Raw genomic sequence first — 13,048 nt, forward strand, 5'->3', positions numbered from 1 at the left:
GGGGCCGGCCCCCGCTCAGCGCTCCTGGAGGGCGTCCAGGCCGATCGCCATGGCCGTCACGAGCCGGCGATCGATGCGCGGGTCGTGGATGTCGACGACGTACCGGTCACGCAGGCCCCACTTCTTCTCCACGGAGAAGGCCGGCTGGCCGTCGATCAGGAAGTCGAAGTGGTAGGGCAGCCAGTCGATCTCGGAGAACCGGCGGACGATCGCGACCAGCATGCTGCGCTCGGCCCCGGTGGCCGTGCCCAGCCCCGGCTGCTCGACGTGCCAGGTCGTGCGGAGCAGCGACTTGGCGAAGTCCTTGCGGAACGAGCCGACCGGGTTGCCGCCGCCGTCGACGACGTCGTAGGTGGCGCCGAGGTCGATCATCTGGCGCGCCTTGAACCCGAGGACCGGCTCGCGCTTGGTGTCGTCGGTGTAGAGCGTCACCTGCTCACGGAAGGCCATGCGCTTCTGCTGGGCGAACGCGTAGAGCTCGCCCTCGGAGCCGTCCGGCCCGGCGCCGTGCACCTCGTATTGGTTGACCATCATGCGGATGCGCTGTCGAACGATCAGCCGCGTCTGTGCCTGGAGCGTATTCACCCGCCGGAGTGTTGCACATTCGCAGTGTCCTCCCAGGTGAATGCTGGATAATGGCGGGGTGAACTCATCCCGACGTCACCTCGGACGAATGATCGTGCGCACAGTGCTCGCCGTGCTGCTCGGCGTGGTCATGGGCGGCCTCGGGACGGTGGTGCACCGGTTCGGCGACGAGTCGTGGTACCTCGGCCTGGCTCTCGCCCTGGCTCTGACGGCCGCGGCAGGCGTGCTCGCACGCGCCTGGGCCGGGTACGGCACGCTGCTGGGATTCGGGGTCGGCTGGGTCGCCATGGTGCAGGCCCTGTCGCTGCCGGGTTCCGGGGGTGACGTCGTGGTCCCGGCGGGCGTGCTGGGCATGGTCTGGTCGTACGCGGGGGTGGCGGTCCTGGCGGTCGTCGCGTTCCTGCCACCGTCGTGGTTCGCCGAGGTTCCAGCACGCCGAGATCGGTCTGCTGCCTGACGTCTGCGGTCCTTCGCAGGCTGGTTCAGGATGGTGGTCAGGATTGATACACAACCTCCACCTCGGGGCGTCCGGTACGCGGCCTTGGGCGGGATTCTCGCTGGATAGGATGCCCGGCAGGGCGACCCCGTCCAGCGGATTCGCCGCAGGTCAGGTGCGCCCTTGGGGGACGCGGAGAGCCCGCGTCTCGGGTAGTTGCACGGAGCGTGCCGATGGGTCAGCCGACCGAGCGTGACGAACCGCTCGAGCCGACGTCAGACGAGAACGCCGGGACGAAGCCTGCCCCGGTGACGCCTCCCCGCTTGTCCCAGACGCGCCCTGGCAGCGTGCCGAGACAGGCAGCGAAGTCCTCGGTACAGCCGCCCACCCCCGGGGCAGCGCAAACCTCAGTACCGGCCGGTCACCCGACCGCTCAGCCGGCCCCCAGATCCCCAGAGAAGGCCCAGCCCGTGACCCCTCCGGAGCAGTCCGAGTCCCCCCAGGACCCGCGCCCGCCCGTCGTGCCGCCCGCAACAGCGCCCGCGGCACCCGAGAGCGCCCCTAGCAACACGGGAGCGGACGCCGAGGTGCCGGTCGGCACACCGAGCAAGCCCGAGTCCTCAGCCCAGGCCACGCCGTCGAGCACGCCGGAGACCCCGGGCGAGCCCGAGTCGCCGGCCACGCCCGCGGCGCCCAGCCGACCGGACGTGCCGGGCAAGGCTGCTGCTTCGAGCGAGCCGAGCGTGCCGGGTAAGGCCGCTGCTCCGAGCGAGCCGGGCGTGCCGGACAAGGCTGCGGCTTCCAGCGAGCCGGACGCGCCGGGTAAGGCCGCAGCTCCGAGCCAGCCCGACGTGCCGAGCAAGGCCGCAGCTCCGAGCAAGGCAGAGTCTCCGAGTGCGTCGGAGTCCTCGAGCAAGCCCGAGTCCCCGCGCCGGCCCGAGTCCCCGGGCAAGGGCGAGTCCCCGAGCACGCCGGAAGGACCTGGCAAGGCGGCGGCCGCGGACAAGGCTGCGGCCCCGGACAAGGCCCCGAGCAAGCCCGCCACCGACTCCGGGCAGAGCACGCCGTCGAACGAACCGGACGCGCCCGCCGTGGACGACTCCGACCCGGTAGCGGTGCTGCAGACCGTCGTGGAGAAGCTGGCGCCGCAGACCAAGGCAGCCGCCCCGAGGAGTGGATACACGCCGCGCGTCTTCGCGTTCGACCGTCCGCCCAAGACGGCGCCCGCGGCGACCGGCGCGGAAGATTCGGCGACGCAGCCGCAGGCCGGCCCCGCGAAGCCGGCTGAATCTGCGGCTGCGCAGTCGGCTGCCGCCACCCGCGCCGGCAAGGCCCCGGACGAGGCGACGACGGCAGGCTCGGCCGACTCAGCCACGGACCGCTCTGTGTCCGGAGGCGCTACCTCCGGAAGTCCTGCGTCTGGCAGTTCTGCGTCTGGCAGTCCTGTGTCCGGAAGCGCGGCGCCCGCAGCGGCGGCGTTCGGAGCCGCCGGTGCAGCCGCCGGTGCGACAGGAGCGGCCACGGCCGGTGCGGCGTCGACCGGGTCGACCTCCGCTGGTCCCGCTCCGGCAGCTCCCGGTTCCGCCGGTACGGCTGCCGCAGGCCGCGCCCCGGTCGCCGTCCCCCGGGCGAGCTCGTCGGGCGGCACAGCGGGCACGACCCCGCGGGACACCACGTCCGACCCGGCGACGGCTGCCGAGGCCACGGCGGGTATGCCGGCATCGAGCGCTCCGGCGCCGAGCAGCAACACGCCGGGCACCAGCAAGCCGAGCACCAGCAAGCCGGGTACCAGCAAGCCGGACGCCGAGCGGTCCGGACGGGAGCCGTCCGGCACCGAGCCGTCCGGCACCGAGCCGTCCAGCACCGAGCCGTCCAGCACGGCGACGCCGAGCACCCCCGCGCCGAGCCAGCCGGCGTCGGGCACGACAGGTGCCGGAGCCGCGGCCGCCACAGCAGCGGCGGCTGCCGCAGGGACCTCGGCAGCGGCAGGCGCGGCGGCGAGCGCTGCCGCGGCGTCCGCGCCGCCCCCGCCCTCGGTCCCGCCTCGTTCGCTCATCCCGCAGTCGGACGCGGTGCCACCGGGTCCGGGTGCGGTGCCTCCGCCGGGAGCGGGCCAGAACTCCTTCCTGAAGCCGCTGACCGGAGCGATCCAGCGGGTGTCACGCCCGCTCGCCGGTACCCGCTGGGCGCCGGTCCGTCCGGAGGGGGCACCACAGGCCACCTCCGCGCAGGCACTCGGCGGTCCGCAGGGCCCCGCCGGCCCGCACGGCCCCGGCGGGCCGGGCGCTCCGCAGGGCCCCGGCGGCCCGCAGGGCCAGGGGCCGTCCGGGCAGGATGAGTTCTTCGGCCTGACCGGCGACGGTGCCCCGAGCCGCGGTCCCAGGATCGCGCTGGTCTCCGTGCTGGCCGTGGTCCTGCTGTTCGCGATCTACGCCCTGGTGGCGTGGGGTGTGAGCGACAAGGCGCCGCGGGACACCACGGTGGCCGGGGTGAACGTCGGCGGCATGACGCAGACCGAGGCGGCAGCAGCGCTCACGGAGCAGCTGGCCCCCCGGGTCAAGGAGCCGATCGAGCTCACGGCGGGGGAGGGCAAGGCACAGCTCTCCCCGAAGCCGAGCGGTCTCGCGATCGACGCCGAGGCGACGGCGGCGGAGCTCACCGAGTTCTCGCTGAGCCCGACGCGGATGTGGGCGCACATGTTCGGCGGCTCCGAGGAAGAGCTCGTCCTCGCCGTCAACCAGAAGAAGTTCGGCGCCGCGGTGGCGGGCCTCGAGGAGTCCCTCGCGATCGAGCCCGTGGACGGCGCGGTCTCGTTCGTCGACGGTCAGCCGGTCAAGACCGACCCGAAGGAGGGTTCACGGGTCGTCGCGAGCGAGACCGCGCGGATCATCCAGGAGCGCTGGATCGTCCAGGAAGGCCCGTTCGAGCTGCCCGTCGAGCTGGTCGAGCCCGCGGTCACCCAGCAGGAGACGGACGACAGCTTCGCGGTGGCGCAGAAGGTCGTCTCGGCGCCGGTCACGGTGTCGGTCGGCGGTCAGTCGCCGGTGCTGTCGCCCGAGGTGCTGGCGGGGCTGCTCCGGTTCGAGCAGCGCGACGGCAAGCTCATCACCATCGTCGACCGGCAGGCGGCGGTCGAGGCGATCGTGAACGGAACCGATGACCTGCTGGAGGTTCCGTCCGACGCCCACTTCGAGTTCGCCGGTGGCAGGCCGACGGTTGTCGCGGGCAAGACCGGCACCACGCTCGATCCCGCCGAGGCGGGCAAGGCCGTGCGGATCGCCGCGACGACCGACGACCGGGAGACGTCGGTGGAGCTCGTCGAGCAGGACCCGAAGGAGACCGTCGAGTCCCTGGAGGCCCTGGGCGTCAAGGAAGTGGTGTCGGAGTTCCACACGCCACTGACCAACGAGCCGGTTCGCACCCAGAACCTGGTGCGCGGCGCCCAGATGATCACGGGCGACCTGATCAAGCCGGGCGAGACGTTCTCGCTGCTGGAGGCGCTCGCTCCGATCACCGTCGGGAACGGGTACTTCGACGCCGGCGTGATCGAGGACGGCAAGCACGTGGAGGCGGTCGGCGGTGGCCTGTCGCAGATGGCCACCACCACCTTCAACGCCGGTTTCTTCGCCGGGTACGAGGACGTCGAGCACCACGCGCACTCGTTCTGGTTCCCGCGCTACCCACCGGGTCGCGAGGCCACGATCTACGTGGGCGCCAAGGACATGAAGTTCACCAACGACACGCCCTACGGTGCCGTGATGCAGTCCTACGTGGCGGGCGGCGAGCTCTGGGTCAAGATCTGGAGCACCAAGCACTACCGGGTCGAGGAGAGCAACAGCGGCAAGACGAACATCGTCCCCAAGACGGTGGTCCACGACTCGTCGGCGGGATGCGAGCCGTACCCCGGCGGCGAGGACGGGTTCTCCATCACCATCAACCGCAAGGTCTACGTGGGCAACGAGCTGGCCAAGGAGAACTCGTTCAGCCACTCCTACAACCCCGACAACGCGATCGTGTGTGACTAGCGGTAAGGCCCGGAGGGCCGACCGGCGGTAGGTTTCGCACATGCTTGGACGTAGCGAGCGGGAGTCTCCCGCGCACGCGGTGTTTGCCGCGCAGATGGCGGGCTGGAACGACCCGGTCGAACTGCTGGATCTCGGCACCACGGCGGACACGCTCGCCACGGTGGCCGGTATCGAGGGCCTGGCGGCGGTGGTGCACCTGGGACACCCGGAGCACCCCGCGCCAGGCCTCGAGCGCGCCCTCCTGGAGGGTGCGTCGTCGCTCATCGTGACGGGCGCGGTAGCCGTACCCGGCCAGTGGGTCTGGGTCGGAGCGGGTGCCGCCGGGGGCCAGGTGGTGATCGACGAGGCGGGGATGCGCGACTGCGCGAACGTCCTGCGGAGCCTCGGGGCGAGCCCTCGCCTGGTGCCCACGCGGGCGACCGTCGAGGAGCGCATCGCCCTGGCGGGTGAGGGCGGGTCGCTGGTGATCGAGCGGACCCGTGTCCCCGCGGGCTTCACCGAGCTGCCCGACAGCGCCGCGCTCGCCGAGGGCGGCCCCGTCTGGTACGGGCTGCTGGAGTCGCGTGCCGACTGGCCGGAGTTCGCCGGCCCGGCGCAGGTCTGGCTCGCTTTCGGTCCGTCCGACGACCATCTCGGCTCTCTGCAGCCGACCCTCGCGCTCATCGCGGATGCCGGGCTCGACCTCGATCACCTGCGCAGCCAGCCGTCGTCGGCCGGGCCGCACGTGTTCTTCACGTCGTTCTCCTGCCCGGCGTCGGGCGTGCTGAACGACCTGGTCGCCGCGCTCACCGAGCGGGGCGTCGCGCACCGCACGCTGGCCGTGCTGCCGGGCGAGGCCTTCGTGCCGGGGCCGGACGCACTGACGCCGCGGTGGGCGTGACCGTGGCGGGCACCGAGCGCGGCACGCGCGTCGCCTACCTGGGGCCGGAGGGCACCTTCACGCACCAGGCCGCGCTGGAGTGGGCGCGCCGGCACGCCACGGCCGGCGGCGCCGCGGGTGACGTGACCGCCGAACCGCTGGACACGGTCAAGAACGTGCACGACGTCGTGGCCGACGGCGCCGCCGACGTCGGGGTCGTCGCCATCGAGTCCTCCGTCGAGGGCTACGTGGTGCCGTCGCTGGACACGCTGCTCTCCAGCGCGGACGTCGTCGCCGTGGACGAGGTGGCGCTCGACGTGTCGTTCGACGCGTTCGTACGCCCGGACCACGGCGAGCTCACCGAGGTGTCCGCGCACCCGCACGGCCTGGCGCAGTGCGCCGGCTTCGTCACGGGCACCGGGCTGGCGACCGCTCCGGCGTCGTCCAACGCGGCCGCGTGCCGCGACGCGGGGCCCGGGACCATCGCGCTCGGCCCCACGATCTGCGGCGAGCTCTACGGGCTGGAGACGTACGCCAAGGCCGTCGAGGACTTTCGCGGCGGCCGCACCCGGTTTCTCGTCCTGACCCGGCGGAGCACGGCCGACGCGCGGCTGGCGCGGTCGCGCGCGGCCGGCGCGACGGCCTGGAAGACGATGCTGGCGATCACCCCCGCGGTGACCGGGCCGGGGGTGCTGGCGCGGATCACCGCCGCGTTCGGGGACCGGGGCGTGAACATGTCGAGCCTGATCACCCGCCCGCTCAAGGCCCAGGAGAGCAAGTACGTGTTCGTGGTGACGTTCGACGAGGCGCCGTGGGACCAGGGTGCCCGTGAGGTGATGAGCGACCTGCTCGCGGCCGGTGACTCCCTCAAGACGCTCGGCCTGTTCCCCGCCGGTGCGGGCTTCCGGGCGCTCGACGGGGTCCTCGATCCCGACCACGTCCCGGTCGGCTCGGTCTCGGCCAAGGACGCCGACCAGGCACGGGACCGGGGTCTGCTGTGGTGAGCGGCGTCGGGGCGCATCGTGGGCCGGTCGGCATCGTGGGCCTCGGCCTGATCGGTGGCTCGCTGGCCAAGGCGCTGCAGGCCGTGGGCGTTGCGGTGGTCGCGACGGACCCGGTCTCGACCGAGGAGGCTCGCGCGGCGGGCCTCTCCGTGGTGGACGACGTCGCCGGGCTGGCGCTGCACCGCCCGGAGATCGTGGTGCTCGCCGCGCCGCTGCGCGCCATGCGGACGGTCGCGGGGGAGCTCGCGGAGGCGCTGGCCGGCGAGCAGGGCTGGGACCCGACGGTGACCGATGTCGGCTCGGTGAAGACGCCGGTGCGTGAGGCGGTCACCGACGCCGGTCTGGCCGACCGCTACGTCGGGGCACACCCGATGTCGGGCACGGAGCGGAGCGGGTTCGCGGCGTCGTCGGCCGAGCTGATGCAGGGCATCCCGTGGGCGGTGACGTGCGCGGCGGCCGAGGCCGGCGTGGCGGGGACCGACCCGGGCCGGCTGGAACGGGTGCTGCGCCTGGTCACGGGCCCGCTCGGCGGGACGGCCGCCGTGCTCACCGACGACCTGCACGACGAGGCGGCCGCCCTCGTGTCGCACGTGCCGCACGTGCTGGCCAACCAGCTCCTCGGGGCCGTGTCCGGCGCACCGGTGCGGGACCTGGCCCTGGGGCTCGCGGCGGGCTCGTTCCGGGACGGGACCCGGGTCGGGTTCACCGACCCGCGCCGTACGGAGGCGATGGTCACGGAGAACGCCGCCTGGGTGGCCCCCGTGCTCCGGCTCGCCGCCCGGGACCTCGAACGGCTCGCGGACGACCTCGACTCCAACGCGCCGACGCACTGGTTCTTCGACCGGCCCGACGGGGTGCGCGAGCTGATCGGCCGCCCGGCCGGCCCGCGCGTGACGGGACTGCGCCCGGGTGACGGTGCGGGTGGCCCCGACGTCGGCTCGGACGTCGAGGTAGTGCCGCTGACCGGCGACTGGCCGGCGGAGCTGGTGGGCCGCTGCGCGGCGGGCGCCGTGGTGATCGGCCTGGAGGACGACAAGGCGCTCCTGCGGTAAGTGGTGCCAGGGAGCGGCTGCCCTACAGCGCCTCCGCCAGGGCACGTCCTGTCGTGCGGCCCGTGAAGAGGCAGCCGCCCAGGAACGTGCCCTCCAGCGCACGGTGCCCGTGGGAGCCACCGCCGCCGAAGCCGGCAGCCTCGCCGACCGCCCACAGGCCTTCCAGCACGTCTCCCGCGGGAGTCAGGGCGCGTCCCGTCTCGTCGCACCAGATGCCGCCGAGCGTCTTGCGGGTCAGCACCGACAGGCGGACGGCGAGCAGCGGCCCGTCCTTGGGGTCGGTGAGGGCGCGCGGCGGAGACACCCGGATCGCCTTGTCCACGATGAAGTGCCGCGCGGCCGACGTCGCCACGACCTGGGGGTCCTTGCCCAGTCCCGTGGCCACCTGCGCGTCGCGGGCGGCGATGAGGGCGGCGAGCGCGTCGCCGTCGACGTGCCCGGTCGAGCCTTCGGTGGCCTCGGTGAGCGCGTTCATCTTCGCGGCGAGCTCGGCGGGCGTGCTCGCCCAGAGGAACTCCTCCGACTGCTCGGCGAACGTCCGCACCGGTACCGACCGCCCGCGCACCCGCTCCAGCAGGAGCGGCACGGACTTGCCGGTCAGGTCGGGGTTCTGCTCGGAGCCCGACAGCGCGAACTCCTTCTCCATGATGGTCTTGTTCAGCACGAACCAGGAGTGGTCGTCGCCTCGCGTCGTCACGTGCCGGAGCGCCCCGAGCGCGTCGAAGCCCGGGAACAGCGGGCCGGGCAGGCGGCCGCCGTCGGCATCGAGCCACAGCGACGACGGGCCGGGCAGGATCCGGATGCCGTGCTCGGACCAGACCGGCGAGTGGTTCGCGATGCCCTCGGGGTAGTGCCACATACGGTCCTCGTGCACCAGGGCCGCACCGGATGCCGAGGCGACGCCGAGCATGAGCCCGTCCGTCGAGTCGGGCACGCCGGACAGCATCCGCGTGGGCAGTCGCCCGGCGTCCGCCGACCAGTGGGCGCGCGCCAGGTCGTGGTTCGCACCGATGCCGCCGCTCGCGACCACCACGGCCTGCGCGGACAGCTCCACCTCGCCGGTCACCGTACGGCTGGAGGGCTCGCCGCGGCGGACGCCGTCGTCGGCCAGGACCTCCGCCCGTACCCCTGTGACCCGGCCGTCCGTGGTGACCAGGGACGTCACCCGGTGGCGGAAACGCAGGTCCAGCAGGCCGGCCCGGTTCGCCTCGTGCGCGGCGGCGACGAACGGCGCGACGACGGCGGGCCCCGTGCCCCACGTGACGTGGAAGCGCGGCACGGAGTTGCCGTGGCCGCCGGCCGGATACCCGCCGCGTTCCGCCCACTGCACCAACGGGAACCAGCGCACCCCCTTGGCGTGCAGCCACGGCCGCAGGTCCCCGGCGGCGAACTCGACGAACCCCTTGGCCCACCGGTACCCGAAGCGGTCCGGCCCCTCACCACGCTCGGCGCCCGGCGCGAACTGGGCCGAGCCGAGCCAGTCGGCGAAGGCGAGGTCGAAAGAGTCCTTCACCTTCAGGCGGCGCTGCTCGGGGGAGTCCACGAGGAACAGCCCGCCGAACGACCACCAGGCCTGACCGCCCAGCGACGCGGCAGGCTCCTGGTCCAGCAGGACCACCCGCTTGCCCGACGCCGTCAGCTCGGTGGCGGTGACCAGCCCCGACAGCCCCGCGCCGATGACGATGACGTCGGTGTCGACCGCGGCGGCAACGGCGTTGTTGTGGACGGAGTCAGTCATGAGCGCACCTTAACCAGGACATACGCCTCGTGGTGGGATCACCAGGTCATCTCGGGGGTGAAACGACGCCCGGCGAGAGCAGCACCTGGAGGCTGAGCGCGTCCAGCGTCACCGAGGTCCGCGGGCCTGCCTCGTCCTCGGGCACGGACGGGAAGTCCCAGGACGAGTCCCAGACGAGCTGCCACGGTGCGCCGTCCGCGCGGGGGTGGGGCGGCAGCGTCACATGGGCGTCGTCCAGGCTGCCGTTCACGACCAGGAGCACGTCCGAGTCACCGGCGGCCGGTCCGGTCCGCAGCATCTGCAGCACGCGCCGGCAGGTCTGGTTCCAGGTGTCGGGCTCCATCAGCACGCCGGCGTCGGAGAACCAGAGCAGGTCCGGGTCGGACTCGTTCGGCCGGGGCGAGCCCAGGTAGAACGAGTCGGCCCGCAGCGCCGGGTGCTCCCGCCGCAGCCGCAGCAGGTACCGGGTGGTCTCCAGCAGGTCGGTCGCCGCGTCGTCGAACGCCCAGCGCAGCCAGGAGACCTCGTTGTCCTGCACGTACGCGTTGTTGTTCCCGCCCTGGCTGCGGCCGAACTCGTCGCCCGCGGTGAGCATGGGGGTGCCCGCGGAGAGCAGCAGCGTGCCCAGCAGGTTGCGCTGCGACCGGCGTCGTGGCGGCACGATCGCCTGCCACGGCTCGGTGGTGGCGTCGTCGCCCGTCGTGGTGTGGCCCTCGATCCCGTGGTTCCACGACAGGTTGTTGTTCGTCCCGTCCCGGTTGTTCTCGCCGTTGGCCTCGTTGTGCTTGTGGTCGTAGGCCACCAGGTCCGCGAGGGTGAAGCCGTCGTGGGCCGTCACGTAGTTCACGGAGGCGACGGGACCACGCACCAGAGGGGGGTCGCCCGGCCCGAACAGGTCGGCGCTCCCCGCGAGCCGCGTCGCGAGGTCACGCAGGCCGAGCATCTCCTGGCCGCGCGCGCCCTGCTTGGGCGCGTCCAGCCAGAAGCCGCGGGCGGCGTCGCGGAACCTGTCGTTCCACTCCGCCATGGGCGGCGGGAAGGATCCGGTCTGCCAGCCGCCGGGGCCGACGTCCCAGGGCTCCGCGACGAGCTTGAGGCCCGACAGCACGGGGTCGGTCTGCAGGGCCACCAGGAACGGGTGGTCCGGGTCGAAGCCGACGTTCCCGCGCCCCAGCGTCACCGCGAGGTCGAACCGGTAGCCGTCCACACCGACGGTCTCCGCCCAGTACCGCAGCGAGTCCAGGGCCATCTGGATCACGCGCGGACGGCGGAAGTCCAGCGAGTTGCCCGTGCCGGTGACATCCGCGAGAGCGGCGGGCGAGGCGCCGTCGTGCAGGTAGTAGACCGGGTTGTCGAGGCCGCGCCAGGCCACGTGCAGCCCGTCGTCACCGCCCTCGCAGGTGTGGTTGTAGACCACGTCCAGCAGCACCTCGATGCCCGCCTCGTGCAGCAGGTGCACCATGCCGCGCACCTCGTCGAGCACGGCCTCGGCGCCCTGCTCCTGCGCCGCCCGCGTGGCGTACGCGGCGTTGGGCGCGAAGAACCCGAGGGTGCTGTAGCCCCAGTAGTTGGGCAGCCCGCCGGCAGCCAGCCGCGGCTCGGCCACGCTCTTGTGGATCGGCAGCAGCTCGAGCGTCGTCACGCCCAGGCTCAGCAGGTGCTCGACCACCGCCGGGTGCGCCACGCCCGCGTAGGTGCCGCGCAGCTCCGCCGGGATGTCCTCGCGGAGCATCGTCAGACCACGTACGTGCGCCTCGTAGATCACCGTGTCGGCCCAGGGGACGCGCGGCCGCGACAGGGGAGCGGGCGGCGGCAGCGGCGCCACGACGACGGAGTGCGGCACGTACGCGAGCGAGTCCCGCTCGTCCGGAGCGCCGTAGGGCTCGCCGAGCCACCAGCCCGGCTCCCGTTCCGTGGACACCGAGCCCACCACCTCCGGCCCGTAGCCCAGCCGGCCGGCGAACCCGCGGGCGTACGGGTCGACCAGCAGCTTGGCCGGGTTGTGACGCATCCCCGCCTCGGGGTCCCACGGCCCGTACACCCGGAAGCCGTAGCGCTGGCCGGGGGCGACGTCCGGCACGTGCGTGTGCCAGACGCCGTACACCGGGCCCACCATCTCGACCCGGCGCTCGGTGTACCGGTTCGGGTCGTGCTCGTCCAGGGCCGGATCGGTGACGTCGATGAGGCACAGGTCGACGGCGGTCGCGTGCGACGCGAGGACAGCCGCGTCGATCCCGCCGTCGGGTGTGACGTAGACGCCGAGGGGCGGGACGTGGCTGCGCCGGGCCGTCGGCCGGATCAACGGCCGGACGACCGGACGGGGTACCGGGTCGCCCGGCGCGCGCTGTGGTTCTGCTCGTGGAGACTGCACCATGGGACCAATCGTTGCAGAGACGGCATCGTGGACGACATCCGTCCCACGCCGCCCGACGTCGTACCGTTACCCCATGCGCATAGTCGTCACCGCCAAGTACGTCCCGGACATCAACACCGAGCGCGGTTTCCGGGACCGTCGGGTAGTGCGCGACGCCGGCGAGGGCACCCTCAACGAGCTGGACGAGAACGCCGTCGAGGCCGCCCTGCGGCTCGTCGAGGCCGAGCGTGAGTCCGGCCGGCTCGGACCCGACGACGGCGAGGTGGTCGTCGTCACCATGGCCGGGCCCGACGGCGACGTCGCACTCCGCAAGGCGTTCCAGCTCGGTGTGGACCGGGGCATCCGCGTGTCCGACGACACGCTGGCCGGCTCCGACTACTTCGGCACCGCCGCCGTGCTCGCCGCCGCCGTGCGGAAGCTCGGCGAGGAGGCGCCGGTGGACCTCGTGGTGACCGGCATGGCCGCCCTCGACGGCCTCGGCTCCGTGGTCCCGACACTGCTCGGCGCCGAGCTCGGCCTGCCCACGCTCAACCTCGCCAAGAAGGTCGAGCTGGCTCCCGCGGAGGATTCGGACCCTTCGACAGGCTCAGGGCGCGTGCTGACGATCACCCGCGAGATCGACGACGTGACCGAGCGCCTGTCCGGCCCGCTGCCCGCCGTCCTGTCCGTGACGGACACGGCCAACCAGCCGCGCTTCCCGGGGTTCAAGCTCATCATGGCCGCCCGCAGCAAGGAGATCGAGGTGTGGTCCCCGGCCGACCTCGGGCTCGACCCCGCCGTGGCCGGCACCGCCGGCGCGCGCACCGAGACGCTGTCCGCCGCCCCGCGTCCCGAGCGCGCCGAACCCGAGATCGTCACCGACAAGGGCGAGGGCGGCGTGGCGCTCGCCGACTTCCTGATCCGCAACGACCTGGTCTGACGCGGAGGTGCAGCGCAGGGCGGGGCCGTTGATCGAGCCACCCGCCCGAAGCGGAA

General features: G+C 73.2%; 9 protein-coding genes. 6 read left to right on the plus strand and 3 right to left on the minus strand.

The features are described 5' to 3' along the window. Positions 1-15: 15 nt before the first annotated feature. A complete protein-coding gene (locus tag LUU90_RS19630) occupies positions 16-534 on the minus strand; it encodes a hypothetical protein (RefSeq protein WP_275005518.1) in 519 nt (172 codons plus the stop codon). 139 nt (positions 535-673) lie between these two features. On the opposite strand from LUU90_RS19630, the gene LUU90_RS19635 reads away from it, so the two are divergent. The 5 genes from LUU90_RS19635 (at position 674) to LUU90_RS19655 (ending at position 7,961) form a co-directional block, all read left to right on the plus strand. Beyond that, positions 674-1,042: a hypothetical protein gene (locus tag LUU90_RS19635; RefSeq protein WP_275005520.1), complete on the plus strand. Its 369-nt coding sequence runs from the start codon at positions 674-676 to the stop codon at positions 1,040-1,042. Between the two features lie 449 nt (positions 1,043-1,491). Then, the gene (locus LUU90_RS19640) at positions 1,492-5,046 is read left to right on the plus strand and encodes a VanW family protein (RefSeq protein ID WP_275005522.1); all 3,555 of its coding nucleotides are present in this window, start codon (positions 1,492-1,494) and stop codon (positions 5,044-5,046) included. Between the two features lie 40 nt (positions 5,047-5,086). Continuing rightward, complete coding sequence (locus tag LUU90_RS19645) at positions 5,087-5,926, plus strand: hypothetical protein (RefSeq protein ID WP_275005524.1); 840 nt, start codon at positions 5,087-5,089, stop codon at positions 5,924-5,926. Further along, positions 5,917-6,909, plus strand: coding sequence for a prephenate dehydratase (locus tag LUU90_RS19650; protein WP_275005526.1), 993 nt, complete (start codon positions 5,917-5,919; stop codon positions 6,907-6,909). Before LUU90_RS19645 ends, LUU90_RS19650 begins: the two co-directional genes overlap by 10 nt. Then, positions 6,906-7,961: a prephenate dehydrogenase gene (locus LUU90_RS19655; protein WP_275005528.1), complete on the plus strand. Its 1,056-nt coding sequence runs from the start codon at positions 6,906-6,908 to the stop codon at positions 7,959-7,961. The genes LUU90_RS19650 and LUU90_RS19655 overlap by 4 nt, the downstream gene beginning before the upstream one ends. A gap of 22 nt (positions 7,962-7,983) precedes the next feature. On the opposite strand, the gene LUU90_RS19660 is transcribed toward LUU90_RS19655, so the two are convergent. Next, positions 7,984-9,699 (minus strand): FAD-binding dehydrogenase, encoded by a 1,716-nt coding sequence (locus LUU90_RS19660; RefSeq protein ID WP_275005530.1) that lies wholly within the window; start codon positions 9,697-9,699, stop codon positions 7,984-7,986. 46 nt (positions 9,700-9,745) lie between these two features. Beyond that, positions 9,746-12,073 (minus strand): glycogen debranching protein GlgX, encoded by a 2,328-nt coding sequence (glgX, locus tag LUU90_RS19665; protein ID WP_275005531.1) that lies wholly within the window; start codon positions 12,071-12,073, stop codon positions 9,746-9,748. A 73-nt stretch (positions 12,074-12,146) separates the two neighbouring features. Here glgX and LUU90_RS19670 point away from each other — a divergent pair, with 73 nt between their 5' ends. Continuing rightward, on the plus strand, positions 12,147-12,992 hold the full coding sequence (locus tag LUU90_RS19670) for an electron transfer flavoprotein subunit beta/FixA family protein (protein WP_275005532.1): 846 nt from the start codon (positions 12,147-12,149) through the stop codon (positions 12,990-12,992). Positions 12,993-13,048: the final 56 nt, after the last annotated feature.

The sequence above is a fragment of the Promicromonospora iranensis genome (assembly GCF_028994775.1).
Taxonomy (GTDB): Bacteria; Actinomycetota; Actinomycetes; order Actinomycetales; family Cellulomonadaceae; genus Promicromonospora; species Promicromonospora iranensis_A.

Excerpts from the sequence above, each read along its gene's own strand:
- LUU90_RS19630 (WP_275005518.1), bottom strand. The coding sequence starts at position 534 with ATGATGGTCAACCAATACGAGGTGCACGGCGCCGGGCCGGACGGCTCC.
- LUU90_RS19635 (WP_275005520.1), top strand. The coding sequence starts at position 674 with ATGATCGTGCGCACAGTGCTCGCCGTGCTGCTCGGCGTGGTCATGGGC.
- LUU90_RS19645 (WP_275005524.1), top strand. The coding sequence starts at position 5,087 with ATGCTTGGACGTAGCGAGCGGGAGTCTCCCGCGCACGCGGTGTTTGCC.
- LUU90_RS19660 (WP_275005530.1), bottom strand. The coding sequence starts at position 9,699 with ATGACTGACTCCGTCCACAACAACGCCGTTGCCGCCGCGGTCGACACC.
- glgX (WP_275005531.1), bottom strand. The coding sequence starts at position 12,073 with ATGGTGCAGTCTCCACGAGCAGAACCACAGCGCGCGCCGGGCGACCCG.
- LUU90_RS19670 (WP_275005532.1), top strand. The coding sequence starts at position 12,147 with ATGCGCATAGTCGTCACCGCCAAGTACGTCCCGGACATCAACACCGAG.